Origin of the sequence: Nannocystis pusilla (assembly GCF_020073745.1) — a bacterium.
GTDB lineage: Bacteria > Myxococcota_A > Polyangia > Nannocystales > Nannocystaceae > Nannocystis > Nannocystis radixulma.
On sequence record NZ_JAIRAU010000027.1, the window covers coordinates 317,526 to 335,570 of the forward strand.

Annotated in this window: 11 protein-coding genes; 6 read left to right on the plus strand and 5 right to left on the minus strand. The window is 71.3% G+C overall.

Annotated features, from left to right (window positions below):
- Positions 1-82: 82 nt before the first annotated feature.
- Positions 83-3,667: a M36 family metallopeptidase gene (locus K7C98_RS20160; protein ID WP_224193325.1), complete on the plus strand. Its 3,585-nt coding sequence runs from the start codon at positions 83-85 to the stop codon at positions 3,665-3,667.
- 88 nt (positions 3,668-3,755) lie between these two features.
- On the opposite strand, the gene K7C98_RS20165 is transcribed toward K7C98_RS20160, so the two are convergent.
- The gene (locus K7C98_RS20165) at positions 3,756-5,249 is read right to left on the minus strand and encodes a hypothetical protein (protein WP_224193326.1); all 1,494 of its coding nucleotides are present in this window, start codon (positions 5,247-5,249) and stop codon (positions 3,756-3,758) included.
- 141 nt (positions 5,250-5,390) lie between these two features.
- Positions 5,391-6,284 carry an SEFIR domain-containing protein gene (locus K7C98_RS20170; protein ID WP_224193327.1) on the minus strand — a complete coding sequence of 298 codons (894 nt, stop codon included), beginning with the start codon at positions 6,282-6,284 and terminating at the stop codon, positions 5,391-5,393.
- Between the two features lie 374 nt (positions 6,285-6,658).
- Between K7C98_RS20170 and K7C98_RS20175 the strand changes: the two genes are divergently transcribed.
- The 3 genes from K7C98_RS20175 to K7C98_RS20185 all read left to right on the plus strand — a co-directional run bounded on the left by K7C98_RS20175 (position 6,659) and on the right by K7C98_RS20185 (position 11,639).
- On the plus strand, positions 6,659-7,219 hold the full coding sequence (locus K7C98_RS20175; RefSeq protein WP_224193328.1) for a TetR/AcrR family transcriptional regulator: 561 nt from the start codon (positions 6,659-6,661) through the stop codon (positions 7,217-7,219).
- A gap of 122 nt (positions 7,220-7,341) precedes the next feature.
- Complete coding sequence (locus K7C98_RS20180) at positions 7,342-8,496, plus strand: efflux RND transporter periplasmic adaptor subunit (RefSeq protein WP_224193329.1); 1,155 nt, start codon at positions 7,342-7,344, stop codon at positions 8,494-8,496.
- Positions 8,497-8,528: 32 nt separating this feature from the next.
- Positions 8,529-11,639, plus strand: a complete 3,111-nt coding sequence (locus tag K7C98_RS20185; RefSeq protein WP_224193330.1) for an efflux RND transporter permease subunit — start codon at positions 8,529-8,531, stop codon at positions 11,637-11,639.
- A 126-nt stretch (positions 11,640-11,765) separates the two neighbouring features.
- Here K7C98_RS20185 and K7C98_RS20190 read toward each other — a convergent pair whose 3' ends face one another.
- Positions 11,766-12,131: a hypothetical protein gene (locus tag K7C98_RS20190; RefSeq protein WP_224193331.1), complete on the minus strand. Its 366-nt coding sequence runs from the start codon at positions 12,129-12,131 to the stop codon at positions 11,766-11,768.
- A 599-nt stretch (positions 12,132-12,730) separates the two neighbouring features.
- Here K7C98_RS20190 and K7C98_RS20195 point away from each other — a divergent pair.
- Both K7C98_RS20195 and K7C98_RS20200 read left to right on the plus strand, forming a co-directional pair.
- A complete protein-coding gene (locus K7C98_RS20195) occupies positions 12,731-13,132 on the plus strand; it encodes a BlaI/MecI/CopY family transcriptional regulator (protein WP_224193332.1) in 402 nt (133 codons plus the stop codon).
- Entirely contained in the window at positions 13,125-15,305 is a 2,181-nt protein-coding gene (locus K7C98_RS20200; protein ID WP_224193333.1) for a M56 family metallopeptidase, read from the plus strand. The genes K7C98_RS20195 and K7C98_RS20200 overlap by 8 nt, the downstream gene beginning before the upstream one ends.
- A gap of 124 nt (positions 15,306-15,429) precedes the next feature.
- Here the strand turns inward: K7C98_RS20200 and K7C98_RS20205 are convergent, their stop codons facing one another.
- Both K7C98_RS20205 and K7C98_RS20210 read right to left on the minus strand, forming a co-directional pair.
- A complete protein-coding gene (locus K7C98_RS20205) occupies positions 15,430-15,984 on the minus strand; it encodes a YceI family protein (RefSeq protein WP_224193334.1) in 555 nt (184 codons plus the stop codon).
- Positions 15,985-16,198: 214 nt separating this feature from the next.
- On the minus strand, positions 16,199-18,010 hold the full coding sequence (locus K7C98_RS20210) for a trypsin-like serine protease (RefSeq protein WP_224193335.1): 1,812 nt from the start codon (positions 18,008-18,010) through the stop codon (positions 16,199-16,201).
- Positions 18,011-18,045 lie beyond the last annotated feature (35 nt).

Below are 18,045 nucleotides of genomic sequence, written 5' to 3' on the forward strand. Positions count from 1 at the left end.
ATCCTTGACCATTTCACTGGCTTGTCTCGGCCTGCTCGCAGCAGACGCGCGGGCGCGCGACCTCCCGAACCTCGATGCCGCGATGTCCGTCGTCCCGGCCCGACCCGCCCCGGTGGCCTCCGGGGTCGCGCTGGCGCGTGACCCGGGCCGCGGCGCGCCCTCCCTGCTGTGGACCCCGCTCGCCGAGGCGCCGTCGCAGTCGCTCTCGCTCGAGGCGGCCGCGCGCCAGCACCTCGAGCGTCATGCGCCGAGCTACGGCGTTTCGCGGGCCGCGCTGGCGGCCGCGCGTCACCTGTACACGCACGACACCGGACGCGGCGGGATCATCGTCGCGCTGCGGCAGACAGTCGACGGCGTCGACGTGTTCCACGCCGACGTCAAGCTCCTGCTCGATCGCACGCGCCGATTGACGGCGATCTCCGGGACCCCGCACCCGGCCGCGCTGTCCGGCCGCGTCCCGGCCTTCTCGCTCGCGCCCGAGCATGCCGTCGGGGTGGCGCTGCGCGACCTCTACGGCGACCTCGGCGAGGTCACGCTGGCGGCGGCCGGGACGCGGGACGGGTGGCGACGTTACGCGCTCGCGTCCGGCGGGCGGCTGCGCTTCCGCGAGCCCGCGCGCGTGCGGCCGACGTACTTCCCGCTCGGCGATCGGCTGGTGCCGGGGCACTTCGTCGAGCTGCAGGCCTCGCTCGGCGGGCGCACGGACGTCTATCAATACATCGTCGCCGCCGACGACGGGCGGCTCCTGTACCGCCGCGACGCGACGGCGTACGACTCCTATCAATACCGGACGTGGGCCGAGGAGGGCGGCGACAGGCGGCCGTTCGACGGCCCGCTGGCGGATTACACCCCGCACCCGACGGGCGTCCCGGGCAAGGGCCCGACGGCGCTCGCGGAGCCCCCGCTGGTCACGATGGAGGGCTTCAACACCAACCCCGACGGCGAGCCCGATCCGTGGCTGCCGCCGGGCGCGACGACGACCCGGGGCAACAACGTCGACGCCTACGCCGATCCGCACGGCGTCGACCCCACGTTCAACAACCGGCAGCGCGCCGCGTCGACCTCGCCCGGGGTGTTCGATCACGCGTACGACCACGCCCTGGCCCCGCGGGCGAGCGAAGAGCAGTGGATGGCGGTGCTCGTCAACCTGTTCTACGTCGCCAACTGGCAGCACGACTGGTGGTATGATTCCGGGTTCACCGAGGCGACGGGCAACGGGCAGGCCGACAACTTCGGGCGCGGCGGGCTCGACGGCGATCCGATGCTCGTCGAGGCGCAGGACGGCGCGCTCGACGGGCTGCGCAACAACGGCTACATGTCGACGCCGGTCGACGGAGAGTCGCCGCGGATGGAGATCCTGCTGTTCGACCCGGCGGGACGGGCGGACCTCGAGCTGATGCCGCTGAACCAGCCGTTCGCGGCCCGGGTGGCGAACTTCGGCCCGGAGAGCTTCGACGTGACGGCAGACCTCGCGCAGGTGATCGACTCCGGCGGCGTGAACCCGGGCGACGCGTGTGACCCGCCGCTGAACGATCTGAGCGGGAAGATCGCGCTGATCAGCCGCGGCATGTGCGACGACGAGTTCAAGGTCGCGGCCGCCGAGGCCGCCGGCGCGGTGGGTGCCGTCCTCGTCAACCTCCAGGCCGTCTACAACCCGCCCGTCCTCGTCGACGCCGACGACATCGTCGATCCGTCGATCCCCAGCGTCAGCACGACCAGGTCGGCCGGTGAGGCGATCGCGGCCGCGCTGGAAGCCGGCTCACAGGAGGCGCGCATTGCCGCCATCCCGAGCCGGGAGCGGGACGGCGCGCTCGACAACATGATCTTGACGCACGAGTGGGGGCATTTCCTGCACCACCGGCTCGTCCTGTCCGGCAGCCCCGCCGGCCGCGCCGAGAGCGAGGGATGGAGCGACTTCAACGCGCTGTTGATGACCCTGCGCGAGGGCGACGACCTCGGCGGTTCGTTCGGCTACGGTCAATACGCCACCTTCGACGCGACCGGCTACTTCGGCATGCGGCGCGTGCCGTACTCGGTCGACCCGACGCGCAACGCGCTGAGCTTCCGCCACATCGCCGACGGCGAGCCGCTGCCCGACGACCACCCGATCTCGGGGCCGGCGAGCGCGAACAGCCTGCAGCACAACGCCGGCGAGGTGTGGGCGACGATGCTGTGGGAGGCCTACGTCGCGCTGCACGAGGCCCACGCGGGCGACCTCGCGTTCGACGACGTCCGGCGGCGCATGTCCGACTACGTGGTGGCGGGGATGATGCTCGCGCCGCCGGACCCGACCTACACCGAGCAGCGCGACGCCCTGCTGATGGCCGCCGCGGCGACCAGCGACGCCGACGCGACGACGCTCGCCGCCGCGTTCGCGCGCCGCGGGGCGGGCAGCTGCGCCGTGTCGCCGCCGCGCTTCTCGGAGGACTTCAAGGGCGTGAAGGAGGACTTCGAGCTGCGCGCGCGCGGGGTCCCGCTCGCGGCCAGGTTCGCGGACAGCCTCGAGTCGTGCGACGACGACGGCGTGCTCGACGTCGGCGAGGTCGGGCAGGTCGAGGTCGAGGTGTTCAACGCCGGGATGGCGCCGCTCCCGGCCGGCTCGACGGTCGAGGTCGTCGAGCACGATTCGTCGCTGGTGTTCCCCGACGGCCCCGCGGCGGCGCTGCCCGAGCTGGCGCCGCGCGAGACGGCGACGGTGAAGATCACGGTCGTGCTCGCCGACAAGGTGAACAAGCCGCAACCGGCGGCGCTCCGGCTGCGAGTGAACGGGGCGGACGGCTGCGAGGCGCCGGGCGAGCTGCTGGTGCGCGGGCAGGTCGACTCCGACCTCGAGCCGGCGAGCTCGTCGAGCGACGACGTCGAGGTCGAGGCGACGGCGTGGACGATCGAGGGCGAGCTCGGCGAGATGGCCTGGTCGCGCGTGGGCAGCGGACCCGGCCACGTGTGGCACGCCGCCGACCTGCCGACGAACAGCGACGTCAGCCTGGTCTCGCCGCCGCTCGTGGTGGCGAAGGGCGAGGACTTCGTATTGAGCTTCGAGCACGCGTTCAGCTTCGATGACTACTACGATCACCCGTGGGACGGCGGGGTGATCGAGCTGTCGAACGACGACGGCGCGACCTGGCACGACATCGCCGAGGTCATCCCGGAGCCCGGATACAACGCCGTGATCAGCGCCGGCGGCAACGTGCTGACGGGTCGCCCGGGGTTCGCCGGCACGAGCGCGGGCTACCCGACGCGCAAGCCGTGGAGCGTGAACCTCGGCAAGGCGCTCGCGGGGCTGACGATGCGCCTGCGCTTCCGCGTCGGCACCAACGGGGCGTACAGCGCGGCCGGCTGGGACATCGACAACATCTCGATCAGCGGCATCACCAACTCGCCGTTCCCGCGCTGGGCCCCCGACGCGAGGTCGTGCGCCCTCCCGGGGGACACCGGCGGCGAGGAGCCGACGACCGGCGGCGAGGCGCCGACGACCGGCGTCGACTCTACCACCGAGGGCAACACGGAGTCGGACGCGGCGTCGGACGGCGGGCCCGAGGCCGAGGGCGAGGCCGGCTGCGGCTGCGTCGCCGACGCCGGCGGCCCGAACCCGCTGGCCCAGGGGCTGCCGTGGTTGGCGCTCCTGGGCCTGCGCCGGGGCCGTTCGCGAGCGAATGCTCGGCGGTGACGGCCGGCCGTGAATGACATTCGGGCGCAGCGAGGACCCGCGCCGCCGAGTCATGAGATTCGCCGGCGCGGGGTCACGACATTCGCGGTCACTGCGGCAGGACCAGCTTGAGGCCCTGACCGGTCATGTCGGAGTAGGTGTAAGGATTGACGAGGCCGGTGACGATCAGCTTGATCTCGTAGGTGTCGGGATCGACCTTGTAGGCCTTGTTGGCCTTGTCGACGACCCACACGTAGCCCTCGTTGTCGATGCTGACGCCCCACGGCGAGCCGCAGTCGGGCAGGACGATGTTCTGGTTGGTCCAGGTCTTGGTGTCGCCGTCGAGCTCGATCAAGCGGCACGGACCGTTGGCGGCGCCCCACACGCGGTTCTCGTTGTCGACGGCGATGCCGAGCGCGCCGCCGCCGGGGTTGCCGCCGTTGCCCAGGCCCTGCCACTGCTTGGCGACCGGATCGTAGAAGTACATGTGGTCGGCGCCGGAGAAGGCGCCGACGTACATGTTGCCGTTCTGATCGACGCCCATGCCGTACTTGTAGTTGCCGGGCGAGAGGCCGAGCTCCTCGATCTGCAGGGTGACGGCGTCGACGCGGATCGAGACCTCGTTGTCGTAGCCGATGACGAACAGGTCGCCGGCGGTATTGACGGCGCCGCCGTAGGGGCCGAACGAGTTGGCGTTCCAGTTGGGGCGCTGGACGTCGTCGAGGATCGCGCCGGTGTCGCCGTCGAGGCGGGAGAAGTGGGCGATGTTGTTGACGTCCTTGTAGCCGACCCACAGCCGCGGGACGGGCGTCTCACAGCTGACCGGATCCTGGGCGACGCCCTCCCACGCGGTCGGGCGCGCGCCGCCGGAGTAGCCGTTGGCGAGCGGGAGCGGGGTGTGCCACACCACGCATTCGTCCTGACCCCACGGGCGGATGTCGTTGGGGCCGGTCGAGGTGTCGATCATGCCGTTGCCGTTCTTGTCGACGCACTTCTCCGGCAATGCCATGACCTTGGTGACGCTGCCCGGGTTGCGGTTGCTGACCGCGACGTCGCCGAACTGGTTGACCGAGGTGCGCGACGGCTCGCCGCCGTTCGGGACCGGGTTGGTGTAGTAACGCCCGACCTCGACGCCCGTCATCGTGTTGATCTTGGAGACGGTGCCCTGCGTGGTGTTGGCGATCCAGATGTAGTCGAACGTGACGGGCTGATCGTCCGGCGGACAGCCGGGCGGGCCGCCCATGTCGAGCTTCATGCCGCCGGTGGTGGTCGTGGTGGTGGTGCCGGCCGTGGTGGTGTCGGTCGTCGCGGTCGGGTCGGTGGCGCTGACGCCGTCGGTGGTGTCGGTGGTGCTGGTCGGCGTGCCGGTGGTCGGCACCGTGCTGCCCTGCGTCTCGCCCTGCGTGCCGGTCGGCCCCTCGGTGCCCGTCTGCGTGGCGGTGCCGGTGCCGCCGTCGCTGGTGCCGGTCGGCTGGGTGCCCTGGGTGGCGGTGCCGCCGTCGCTCATCGTGCCGCTGCCCGCGTCGCCGCACCCGTGGATCGCTGCGACGGTGACCAGGGTAACTGCGGCGGATCGCCAGCGGAGATGGGTAGAGTTACGCATCGCTCGATGAGAGCAGAAACCCTCGATCGAGACAAGCGCGCGCGGAAGCGATAGCGGCGAGGGCCCCTCGGTCGCAGAGTCGGGCCGGCTCGCAGGCCTGGATCGGGCGCGCGACGGAGGGCGGCTCGCGGCTCGAGGACGTCATGGCGAGAGCTCGCTCCACACGCGCGCGACCGGATCGATGTCCTTCACCCGGTAGGGTCGGTCCTGACGCAGTCGCTCGAACAGCTCGGGGCCCAGCTGGCCGTCGCGCTCGAGGAGCGCGATGAGCTCGGTGGCGAGCGCGTGCAGGCTCACCGAGCTCCCCGGCAGGGAACGGCTCAAGCGCTCGCCGTTGGGGCCGTAGGCGACGAAGCGGCGCAGCTCGTCGGCCGACATCAAGCTGACGAGCAGGTCGAGGAGCTTCGCCTTGGCTTGTTCGCGGGTGACCGTGGGCTTCGTCGGCGCGGGGCTCGCCGTATTCGTCGTCCCGGGCGCGCCGCCCTCGATGCGTGCGGCGAGGTTCCACGCGGGATCGAGGGTCGGGGCAGGCTTGGGCTGGATGACCCGAATCTCCGGATTCACCGGCGGTGGCGGCGAGGTCTGACCAGTGAGGTGCCGGTACAGGTCCGGGAACCCGACCGGCAGCGTATGCCGATGGAACTGTTTCATCATCAGCGGCACCGAGTCGTCAGGCTCGGCGTCGAAGAGCACCGGGACGAACTTGCGAAGGTCGCTCTTCGCGTCGTACAGCAGGTTGCGGATGAGGTTCCCCTCCCAGGCGACGCCCTTGCCCTTCTCCGGCGCCTCCAGGCCGTCGATGCGGCGACGGTAGGTCGCCGAGCACACGCACACGACATAATTTGCGGCCTGCAGCTCTCTCTCCATCCAAAACGGCCAGCCGACGCTCGGCCCGGGAGATTCGTACTGATCGAGGACCGCCAGCAGGCCGAACGCGCGCAAGGTGTCGGCGAGCCGACGGACCTTGGCGGCGTGTTCGTCGCTGTCGTGGGTGTAGCTGATAAAGATACGTGCTGCGGGTGCAGGTTCTTGCACGGGTCGAGGGTGCCACGGCCGGGTACGGGTGTCGAGAGCGACGGCGGTCCGCTCGAGCCTGCATTTCGCAATGTGCACACAGAAAATGTGTAGACCCGAATGGAGCGCTCCTCGATTCGCGTCGGCCCCGTTTCGATGAACTCGGCGGGCGCGGAAGACACTCCGGCGTCAGCCTGACCGGGTCGCCCGTGGTGCGAGATCGCGCCTGTCGGACGGTAGCGCAAACGCCGCCGATGGCCATGCAGGGAACGGGCATGCGGCGGCGGAACGTTGCCCATCGGGTGATTTTCGGGCATACAGCCGCCGCACGGGCGACGGAGCGATGCGCGACTCCGCTTGCGAAGATACCGACCGGACGGTATGTTTCCCGGCCCGTGTCGCTCGCCAACCAGCGCAAGAAAGAGCCCGATGTCGTGCGGCAGAAGCTGCTCGATTGTGCTGCGCAGATTTTGGTCGACCGGGGCCTCGCCAATTTGACGGTGCAAGCAGTCGCCGAGGCCGCGGGCGTGACCAAGGGCGGCCTTCTGCACCATTTCACCAGCAAGCAAAAGCTGACCGAGGCGCTGTTCGCCGAGCAGCTTCGCGTGCTCGACGCGGAGATCGACGCGGCGATGGCGGCCGATCCTGTCGCCCACGGACGATTTACCCGGGCATATGTCCGCAGCACCCTGCGCGCCGATCACAGGGGGCCCTGTCCGTGCGCGGCGCTCAATGTCTCGACGCTGATCGACCCGGCGCTGCGGCAGGCGTGGGGCGACTGGTACAAGGCGCGCCTGAGCCGTCACCGTGACACCGACGGCGATCTGGCGCTGCAACTCGTCCGCTACGCGGCGGACGGGGTATGGCTGGAGGACCTGATGGCTCAAGCCGGTGAACCCCCGATCGATCGCAAGGCATTGCTCTCGCAAATGATCGAACTGACCCGAAAGCGGTGACGACGGGGCCTGCGGGGCTCCCCGGCGCTGCGATCGTCCTGACCATTTCCTACCCATGCGCGCTGCGCCTCGAACCGGACGTCGTCCGGCCGACGAGTGCGAATGCGACAGGTGCCGAAATCATGCAATCCTGTTTCCTCTCCCCGTTCGTGAAGCGCCTGGCGCTGTTCGCCCTGCTCGTCGCGTGCCAGCCGCCGCCGGCCGACGCCGCCCCCACGCACGAGCCGCCGGCGCCGGAGGTGTCGACCGTGGTCGTGGCGACCCGCGCGGTCCCCCGCGTGCGCGAGCTGCCGGGACGTGTGGCCTCGTCGCGCGTCGCCGAGGTGCGCGCGCGGATCTCCGGCATCGTCCTCGAGCGCGTGTTCGAGGAGGGTAGTCACGTCCGCAAGGGCGACGTGCTGTTCCGCCTCGAGCCGACGGTCTACCGGGCCGAGCGCGACGCGCAGTCGGCCGCGGTCGAGCGGGCCGAGGCGACGCGCGACCAGGCTCGCCGGCACGCGAACCGCACCCTGACGTTGCTCGAGCGTCAGACCGTCAGCACGGCCACGAACGACGTCGCCGACGCGGCGCTCAAGCAGGCCGAGGCGGAGTACGCGTCGGCGAAGGCGCGGCTGGCCCGGGCGCGCATCGATCTCGATCACGCCACGGTGCGCGCGCCGATCAGCGGCCGGATCGGTCGCGCCCTGGTGACCGAGGGCGCGCTCGTCAACGAGGTCGCGGCGACGCACCTCGCGACGATTCAGCAGATCGATCCGATCTACGTCGACTTCGTGCAGCCCGTCGACCTCCTCGACGGGAGCGACGACGACGGCAGCGCCGAGGTCGAGCTCGTGCGCCCCGACGGCAGCGTGTACGGCGAGGTCGGGAAGCTCCTGTTCACCGACGTCAACGTCGACCCGGGCACCGCCCAGGTGACGCTGCGCGCGACGTTCCCGAACCCCGACGGCGCCCTGCTGCCCGGCACCTACGTGCGCGTGCGTCTGGCCCGCGGGCGCGCCACCGACGCGGTGGTCGTGCCGCCGCAGGCGATCCAGCGCAGCAGCGCCGGCGAGGCGCAGGCGTTCGTGGTCGACGGCGCCGGCAAGGTCGCGCTCAAACCACTTCGCACCGGACCGCTGATCGACGTCGGCTGGGTCGTCGAGGACGGGCTCGCGGCGGGCGAGATCCTCATCGTCGAAGGTTTCCAGAAGATCGGCCCCGGGGCCAGCGTGAAGCCGATCCCGTGGAGCGAACCCAGCCTCGCGCCGGCGCTCGCGCCGACCACCGCGCAGCGCTGAAAACGATCCATCCGCCCGGGGAGGGCATTGTCATGATCTCCTTCTTCATCGATCGCCCGATCTTCGCCTGGGCCATCTCGCTGTTCATCATGCTGGCGGGCGCGATCTCGCTGACCTACCTGCCGGTCTCGCAGTACCCCAGCGTGGCGCCGGTGACGGTCTCGGTGACCGCGAACTACCCCGGCGCGCCGCCGGAGCGGCTCTACGAGGGCGTCACGCGGATCCTCGAGGAGGAGCTCAACGGCATCCCGGGGCTGATGTACTTCGAGTCGACCAGCGACGCCTCGGGGACGACGCAGACCATGGTGTCGTTCGCGCCCGGGTCCGACCCGGCGCAGGCGACGGTGGCGGTGCAGAACCGGCTCAAGCGCGTCGAGGCCCGGCTGCCGCGGGTGGTGGCGCAGCAGGGCGTGATCATCGAGGAGGCGACGACGGCGATCATGCAGTTCGTCACGGTGCGCTCGACCGACGGCAGCATGACGGAGATCGAGCTCGGCGACCTGGCGGCGCGGCGGATCGTGGGCGAGCTGCGGCGGGTGCCCGGGGTCGGTCGGGCGACGCTGTTCTCCACCGAGAAGGCGCTGCGCGTGTGGATCGATCCGGCCCGCCTCGTCGGCTACGGCCTGACGGCCGGCGACGTCACGGCGGCGATCGAGAGTCAGAACGCCCAGGTCGCGTCCGGCATCGTCGGCGCGCCGCCGGCGGCGGATGGCCAGCGGATCGCCGCCAACGTGCTCGTCAAGGGCCAGCTGAACACGGTGCAGGAGTTCGAGGAGATCGTCCTGCGGGCCAACCTCGACGGCTCGCTGGTGCGCCTGCGCGACGTCGCCGACGTCGAGCTCGGCGGCCAGAGCTACTTGATGCAGTCGCGCCTCGACGGGAGGCCCGCGGCCGGCATCGGCATCCAGCTCGCGCCCGGCGGCAACGCGCTGGCCACCGCGACCGGCGTGCACGCGAAGATCGCCGAGCTCTCGCGGACGATGCCGGCGAACGTCGAGATCTCGGTCCCCTACGACACGACGCCGTTCGTCGAGGTGTCGATCCGCCAGGTGCTGGTCACGCTGCTCGAGGCGATGGGGCTGGTGTTCGCGGTGATGTTCCTGTTCCTGCAGGACCTCCGCTACACCGTCATCCCGGCGATCGTGGTGCCGGTCGCGCTGCTCGGGACCTGCGCCGCGCTGCTGCTCGCCGGGTTCTCGATCAACGTGCTGACCATGTTCGGCATGGTGCTGGCGATCGGCATCCTCGTCGACGACGCGATCGTCGTGGTCGAGAACGTCGAGCGCATCATGGCCGAGGAGGGCCTCCCGCCGAGAGAGGCGACGCGCAAGGCGATGGGCCAGATCACCGGGGCGATCGTCGGCATCACCGTGGTGCTGGTCGCGGTGTTCCTGCCGATGGCGTTCTTCCCGGGCTCGGTCGGGGTCATCTATCGCCAGTTCGCGGTGTCGATGGCGACGTCGATCGCGTTCTCGGCGTTCCTGGCCCTGTCGCTGACGCCGGCGCTGTGCGGCACGCTGCTCCGGCCGGTGCAGGCGGGGCACGGGCACGCCCGTCGCGGGCCGTTCGGGTGGTTCAACCGCGGCTTCGAGGCGGCGACGCTGGGCTACCGCGCGGGCGTCGGCGGGGTGCTGCGTCGGCCCGCGCGCTTCCTGGCGATCTACGTGGCCCTGCTCGGCGCGCTGGCGTGGAGCTACGAGCGGCTGCCCTCGAGCTTCCTGCCGACCGAGGACCAGGGCTACCTGATCGTCGACGTCCAGACCCCGCCGGAGGCGTCGCAGCAGCGCACCCTCGAGGTGATCGAGACGATCGAGGCGCACTTCGCGGGCGAGGCGGCGGTGGCGAGCGTAGCGACGATCGCCGGGTTCGGGTTCTCGGGTCAGGGCCAGAACGCGGCGCTCGCGTTCGTCATGCTCGACGACTGGTCGCAGCGCGGCCCGGAGGACTCGGCCGACGCCGTGGGCGCGCGGGCCAACGCGGTGCTCGGGGGGGTGCCCGACGCGCTGGCCTTCGCCCTCGCGCCGCCGGCGATCGAGTCGCTCGGCAATTCGAGCGGGTTCAGCTTTCGCCTGCAGGACAAGGCCCAGCGCGGTCACGCGGCGCTGGCGGCGGCCCGCGATCAACTGCTGGCGGCGGCGGCGCAGAGCCCGATCCTCGCCGGCGTGTACGTCGAGGGCCTGCCGACCGCGCCGCAGATCGTGCTCCGCATCGACCGCGACAAGGCGAACGCGCTCGGGGTCGGCTTCGCGGCGATCAACCAGACGCTGTCGACCAACCTCGGCTCGGCGTACGTCAACGACTTCCCCAACCAGTCGCGCATGCAGCGGGTCATCGTCCAGGCCGACCCCGCCAGGCGGATGCGCGCGGAGGACCTGCTCGACCTGTTCGTGCGCAGCGGCGAGGGCAAGATGGTGCCGGTGCGCGCGTTCGCCGAGGTCGAGTGGACGATGGGGCCGTCGCAGGTGGTCAGCTACAACGGCTACCCGAGCATCAAGTTCAGCGGCAGCGCGGCCGCCGGGTACGCCAGCGGCGACGCGATGGCGGAGATGGAGCGCCTGGTCGCCCAGCTCCCGGAGGGCTTCGACTACGCGTGGTCCGGGCAGTCGCTGCAGGAGAAGCTGTCGGGCAGCCAGGCGTTCTACCTGCTGGCGCTGTCCCTCGTGTGCGTGTTCCTCTGCCTCGCGGCGCTCTACGAGAGCTGGTCGATCCCCCTCGCGGTCCTGCTCGTGATCCCGACCGGCGTGCTCGGCTCGGTCCTCGCCATCTCGTGGCGCGAGCTGCCGAACGACGTCTACTTCAAGGTGGGACTCATCACGATCATCGGCCTGACCGCGAAGAACGCGATCCTGATCATCGAGGTCGCCAAGGAGCTGGTCGCCCAGGGGCGCTCCGTCCGGGCCGCGGCGATCGAGGCGTGCCGGCTGCGCTTCCGCCCGATCGTGATGACGTCGCTCGCGTTCATCCTCGGCGTGGTGCCGCTGGCGATCGCCACCGGCGCGAGCTCGAACAGCCAGCGGGCGATCGGCACCGGGGTGCTCGGCGGCATGCTCGCGGCGACGGTGCTGGCGATCTTCGCCACCCCGCTGTTCTACGCGCTGATCGCGTCGGCCTCGCGCAGGCGAGGCGAGCCGGAGCGGCATTGACACCGGCGACCGAATCGCAGGTGTCATCAATGACGCGCCGACCCCGGGCGGCCCACCACGACGAATGCGATTCGTCGGAGTGGGTCGCCCGCAGCCGGCGCCAATCGTGGGCCCTACGGCAGGCGATCAGGGCACGTAGTTGAGCGTGAAGCCGACGAGGCAGCGCGAGCCGCCGTTGCCGGTCTTGTACGACGGCACGATCTCGACGGCGGGCCGGTTGTGCAGGGCGTCGACGAGCAGCTGGATCATGTCCGGGGCGAGCTCCCGCCCCGGGCACAGCGAGGCGCCCCACACGTAGTTGCGGAGGGTCCCCGTGCCGGACTCCACGACCTGTAGGATGCCGTGCTGGGCGCCGTAGTTGTCGGACGAGTCGTCGTAGACCGTCACCTTGTTGACGAAGCCGGTGACTCCGGTGGAATCCGCGGCGGCCGGGGTCGAGACGAGGGCCGCGCAGGTCGCGGCGGCGGTGATGGCAAGCTTGCGAATGAACATACTCTACACTCCAATCGAGATGGATGCGGCACGGGGCCGCGCGAGCAGTCTGCTGGGCCGATTCATCGCCGGCAAGCGCCGTTCATGCGGCGATCGATCACGCGTCTCCTCCGATGTTTCGTTCGCGCAATCGCCAGAGGACGCTCGCGCCGGCGGCCCTCGTCGGGCATGCGAGAGATCGGGGGTGAGACGCAGGATCGCGCGTGCGCGCGAGTCCACGCGCGCACGAGACAATCGCGCGGTAGATCTGTGAATCTATCGATTCGCGGGCCCCGAGCCGGCCCGCGGGCCAGCGACGCTCGCAGATGACGGAGCAACATTTCGCGGAGCGACCGGGGGCGGAGTCAGCGATCGACGCTCGGGCCAGGTGCTCGAGCATCGCGGCGTGCTCGTCGCGAACGGTCGCGCCCGCGTGCTCGTCGTGACGAGCAGCGGCGGAACGGGGTGCTGCGGACCGCGCGCCGAGGGTCCGGCCGGGGGGCCCACATGTACGAAAGTGCAGGTCGGAGCGGTTCCGCGCGATGCACGCGGAGGCCGTCCAGAGGCCGAAATTTGCGGCTTGACGACTTACTACACCTGTAGTACTACGGTTGTCGTTCATGGGCGAGACACACCAGCTCAGCGATCTGCAGCTCGGCCTGCTGCGGATCTTGTGGGACCGCGGGGAGGCGACGGCGCTCGAGGTGCACACGGACCTGGTCGAACAGGATCGTGGGCTCGCGCCGACGACGGTGTCGACGATGCTGTCGCGGCTGGAGAAGAAGGGGACCATCACGCACCGGGCGGAGGGGCGGCAGTTCATCTACCGCTCGCTCGTCAGCGAGGTGGAGGTGCGGCGCTCGATGTTGAGTCGCGTCACCGACTACTTCTTCGGCGGCGACGTGGGGGCGCTGGTCAGTCACCTCGTCGAGGGCAAGGGCGTCGATCCGGACGACGTCGCGCGCCTGCAGCAACTATTGGCCGAACGATCCGGCGAAGCTGAGGAAGACGACGATGCTTGATCCTGCGATCGATCCTGCCGGCCTCGCCGGTGTCGCCGGGCCCGCGGCTCACACGATGGTGAGCTGGCTCGGTACTTACTTCGTGCACAGCTCGCTGCTGATCGGCGGGGTGTGGGCATTCAGCCGGTTCTTGCCGCTCGACGCGCTGACGCGCAGCCTGCTGTGGAAGATGTCGCTGGTCGGCGGGCTGTTCACGGCGACGCTGCAGACGGGGCTCGGCGTCGAGCCGCTGTTCGGCCGGGTGACGGTCGCCGCGAGCGCGCCGGCCGTGGCCGCGCCGCCGACGGTGGCCGCTCCGCTGCCGCCGGTGGTCGAGGAGCAGCCCGAGCTGCTGGTGCCGTTCACCCGCGCGTGCGTCGGCTGCGAGTCGCACCTGGTGGTGGTCCGCGACGACGACGTGACGGCGGTGTTCGCCTCGCCGCCGGTGTTCGTCGATGCGCCGGTGTGGTTCGGCGCGCCGGCGCCGATGGTCCCGACGCCGACGCCGACGCCGACGCCGACGCCCGTGCAGGTGGCGACGGCGGGCGCGAGCGGGGGCGTCAGCACGGCGGTGTGGGTGTTCGCGGGGCTGTTCCTGCTCGGCGCGGGCGCCTCGGTCGGGCGCCTGGGGATCACGTTCGGCCGCCTGCGCCGCGGCCTGCGCGGCCGCCGGGTCCTCGGCTCGGGCCCGCTGCGCGAGCGCCTGACGCGGCTCTTGGCCCACGCGCGGCTGTCCGGCGACAGTGTCCTCTTGACCATGTCCGAGAAGATAGGTTCGCCGATCGCCCTGGCCGGGCGCGAGATCGTGGTGCCGGAGCGGGCGCGCGAGCTGCCGCCGCGGCAGCAGGAGGCGATGCTGGCCCACGAGCTGGCCCACGTGCTGCGCCGCGATCCGGCGTGGCAGGTGCTGGCGGCGGTGATCGAGGCGGCGATGTTCTTCCAGCCGCTCAACCGGGTGGCCCGCCGCGGGATGCAAGAGGCGGCCGAGGAGCTGTGCGACGACTACGCGGTCCGCCACACCGGGTCGGAGCTGCACCTGGCGCGCTGCCTGGCCGAGGTGGCGGCCTGGCCTGGCCATCGGGACATGTCGGCGTTCGCCAGCCCGATGGCGGGCCACGGCTCGCAGCTGGTGCGCCGGGTCCAGCGGCTGCTCGACGTACAGCTGCGCGACCGCGGGCGCTGGGCCCGACGCTGGCGCGGCCTGCTCGGCGCGGCGCTGCTGATGCTGGTGGCCCTCGGCGCGCCGGGGCTGGCGATCGCGGAGGCGTCCGAGCCGGCGGCATCCGAGTGGCCGACGTCGCCCGACAACGGGCCGTCGCCGCAGCCGCTGGTCCACGTGCCCGAGCTGCCGCTGGTGGCGATGCACGGGCACGGGCACGGGCACGGGCACGGACACGAGGTCATCGTCGTCCACGAGCCGCCGAACTACGCGGTGCACGGGCATGACGTGGTGGTGGTGCAGCAGCAGAAGGAGCTGACCCGCCGGCAGAAGCGGCTGCTCCGCCGCGCCGAGCGGCACGCCCGCAAGGCGGCCAAGCTGCGCAACAAGACCGGCCTCTACAACACGGCGCTGTACGTGCCGGCGACGTCGCCGACGCCGACCACGGCGCTGTACGTGCCGACGCCGCCGACGCCGCCGACGCCGCCCACTCCGCCGACGCCGCCGACGCCGCCGAGCTACCGGGTGGTCGTCCACGATCACGACGACTGCGACGACGACGACGGCGCGCACGTGATGGCGGGGCCGCGGGTGCACGTGATCGACACGGCGGCCATCGAGGCGCAGGCCGAGGCGCTCGAGGCCCAGATCGAGGCGCAGCTCGCGGCGCTCAACCTCGACGACCTCGACGAGCAGATCGAGCGCGAGCTGGCGAAGGTCGACTTCGGCAAGATCTCGGCCGATGTCCAGCGCGGGGTCGAGGCTGCCCTCCGCGGCGCCGAGCGGGCCCGCGAGGGCGCCGAGCGGGCGCACGAGCGGGCCGAGCGGGCCCACGAGCGGGCCGAACGCGACGCCCGGCGCCAGGCCGAGCGGGCCGAGCGGGATGCGGCGAAGGCCCGGCGCCGCGGCGAGGCGCAGCAGCGCAGCGCCGACGCGGTCCGTCGTGTGGTCGACGAGGCGCTGCGCGACGGGGTCATCGACGCCGCCGAGCAGCGCAAGATCGGCGAGGCGGCCCGCAAGGCCCACGCGAAGTGAAGCGCGGCGCGGGCCGGCCGCGCGGGTGCGAACGGACATGCCCTCTCGGGCATGTCCGTTTTTTTATGTGCGATTGAACATGCCGCCGCGGACATGTCCCCGGCGCCCGGTCAGCGGCGCGGCGTTACGCGCCGGTCCACGTGCACGGGTCGGGCGTGGTCTCGCCGCCGCTGGTGGGATCGGCGGGGAGGTCGAGGCTGACGACGACGCGGTCCTGCAGCTTGATCGCGCCGGCCAGCGCCTTGTACGGCGCGATGCCCCACTGCGAGGGGACGAGCGTGAAGTCGGCGCGCAGGCGGTCGCCCTCGACGCGCACGGGGGCGCGCACCGGAGCTGACTTTCCGAGCATGGTCAATCGGCCATCCAGGAGGCCGCCGGGGGTCAGCGCGCCGGCGAAGGTGACCTCGGGGTGGCGCGCGGTCAGGAGGATCTCGTCGGTGATGTTGCGCTGGATCTTGGCCTTGTCGGCGGCGGACAGGCCGTCGACGTCGACCCGCCCGTCCTTGCCGACGACGCCGTCGACGCGCAGCGCGTCGGGCCAGAAGCGGCCGCTCAGCGCGGTGCCCTCGCGGCGGATCTCGAAGCGACCGAGCGACAGCCGCAGGTCGTGGGCGAGCCGGGCGAGCAGGCCGTCCTTGAAGGTGAAGACCTTGATCTGGGCTGGTTGCGGGGTGCTCATGGTGAGGTCGCGGTCAGCTTGCCCACAATGTCGAGATGGCGCCAGCGGGCGACCACCGCGAGGGACGGGGCCGGAAGGTCGGCCGTACTGCCGGGCGCCGCGGGGCCGTCAGAAGTTGTGGCGCAAGTGCCGCAGCGGGCTGAATCGCAGGGTCGGGTCGCGTGCAGCGACGCGAGCCCGCGCCTTCGGGACGCGGGCTCGCGGGTGCGATGGTTCACGGGGCGAAGTAGTTGTGCGCGACGTAGGGGCTGCCGAAGCCGCTCGCGCCGTTCGAGAGGGCGACCCACACGTCGGCGTTCTGATCCTGGGTGAAGGCGATCAGGTCGTCGCGGTTGTCGCCGTTGACGTCGCCGACCATGAGGGTGTCGTTCCAGTCGCCGAAGCTCGAGGTCCACAGTGCCGAGGCGAAGCTGTTGACGCCGTTGGAGGTGCCGACGTAGACGTTGCCGTTGCGGACGAAGGTGGCGATGTCGGCCCTGGCGTCGTTGTTGAAGCGGCCGACCGCGGGGACCTCGCCGGCGGGGGCGAACCAGTCGTGCCACACCGCCGCGGCGCCGAAGCTGCTGCCGTTCGAGAGGGCGACGATGGCCAGGGCGCCGTTCATGCCCTGGGTGAAGGTGATGATGTCGGCCCGGGAGTCGCCGTTGACGTCGGCGAGCATCGGCGTCTCGCCCTCGGGGGCGAAGTACTCGTGCCATTTGGTCCTGGGGCCGAAGCCGGTGCCGGTCGAGAGCATGACGTGGACGTCGCCGGTGCCGTCGGCGGCGAACAGGACGGCGTCGTCGCGGCCGTCGCCGTTGACGTCGGCGACGCGGCCGATGTCGTCGCTGTCGGCGCTGCCGTGAGGGCTGACGTGGACGCCGCCGTTGAAGTCGTAGCCGCGCGAGAGGGCGACGTAGACCTCGACCTCGGTGAAGGCCCAGATGTCGTCGCGGCCGTCGCCGTTGAAGTCGCCGACCATCGGCACATGGCCGCGGTGAGCCCACCAGTCGGCCCACAGCTGACCGGCGCCGAAGCTGGTGCCGTTCGAGAGGGCGACGTAGACGTCGAGCGGGCCCGCGCCCGAGTCGCCGTGGGTGAAGGTGACGATGTCGTCGCGGCCGTCACCGTTGACGTCGCCGACGGCCGGGGTCTCGTGGATGACGCTGCGCAGCCACTGGTGCAGGCGCTGGCTGCCGATCCGCGTGTAGACGCCGGGCTTGCCGGGGCGGGCGCAGCCCTCACCCCAGCTGACGACGCCGAACTGCTGCCAGCCGTAGGCGGTCCAGGCCATGAGCGGGCCGCCGCTGTCGCCCTGGCAGGAGTCCTTCATGCCCGCCACGGGGCCGGCGGCGACGTGGACGGCGGGGTTGAAGCTGCTGCCGTAGACGCCCGGCTGGGCGGCGTAGCTGTCGGCGAGCACCGGCACATCGACCTCCTGCAGGATGTTGGTGGTCGGCCCGCCTTCCCACAGCGAGCCCCAGCCGATCACGGTGGCGGTCATGCCCGGGAGCCACCACACGCGGTCGCTGGCGGTGTGCGGCCCGGCGAGCTCGATCGGCGTGCGCGTCGACGGCGACGACAGCTCGAGCAGCGCGAGGTCGTTGTCGTAGGTGCCGGCCTCCGTGTTGTAGCGCGGGTGCACGACGATCCGGGTGACGTTGCGGACCTCGCCGGTGGCGGCGTTGTGGAGGTCGGTCCGGCCGATCTTGGCGGTCAAGCTCGCGGGCGTGCGGCCCTGGACACAGTGCGCCGCGGTCAGCACCCAGCTCGGCGCGACCAGGCTGCCGCCGCAGTGGTGCCCGCTGCCGGTGATAGCGACGGAGACCATGAAGGGATACTCGCCCTCGGAGGCCGGGCCGCCGCCGATGATCGTCTGCGGCCGAAGCGCCGCGGTGAGGTCGAGGCCCCCGGTCGAATCACCGGCGGGCTCGATGGCGTCGTCGAGGATGACGTCGTCGATCTGGCCGGCTTCGAGATCGTCGGGATCGTCGCAGGCGGGGAAGGCGAGCAGGAGGGCGGCTGGGAGATAGATGCGGGGATTCATGGTGCGTGGTCTTTCACACAGGTCGTTGCGGACAT

Bases quoted from the DNA above. Each gene is read 5' to 3' on its own strand.
- K7C98_RS20160 (WP_224193325.1), top strand. From the start codon at position 83: ATGTCCGTCGTCCCGGCCCGACCCGCCCCGGTGGCCTCCGGGGTCGCG.
- K7C98_RS20165 (WP_224193326.1), bottom strand. From the start codon at position 5,249: ATGCGTAACTCTACCCATCTCCGCTGGCGATCCGCCGCAGTTACCCTG.
- K7C98_RS20180 (WP_224193329.1), top strand. From the start codon at position 7,342: ATGCAATCCTGTTTCCTCTCCCCGTTCGTGAAGCGCCTGGCGCTGTTC.
- K7C98_RS20185 (WP_224193330.1), top strand. From the start codon at position 8,529: ATGATCTCCTTCTTCATCGATCGCCCGATCTTCGCCTGGGCCATCTCG.
- K7C98_RS20190 (WP_224193331.1), bottom strand. From the start codon at position 12,131: ATGTTCATTCGCAAGCTTGCCATCACCGCCGCCGCGACCTGCGCGGCC.
- K7C98_RS20195 (WP_224193332.1), top strand. From the start codon at position 12,731: ATGGGCGAGACACACCAGCTCAGCGATCTGCAGCTCGGCCTGCTGCGG.
- K7C98_RS20200 (WP_224193333.1), top strand. From the start codon at position 13,125: ATGCTTGATCCTGCGATCGATCCTGCCGGCCTCGCCGGTGTCGCCGGG.
- K7C98_RS20205 (WP_224193334.1), bottom strand. From the start codon at position 15,984: ATGAGCACCCCGCAACCAGCCCAGATCAAGGTCTTCACCTTCAAGGAC.
- K7C98_RS20210 (WP_224193335.1), bottom strand. From the start codon at position 18,010: ATGAATCCCCGCATCTATCTCCCAGCCGCCCTCCTGCTCGCCTTCCCC.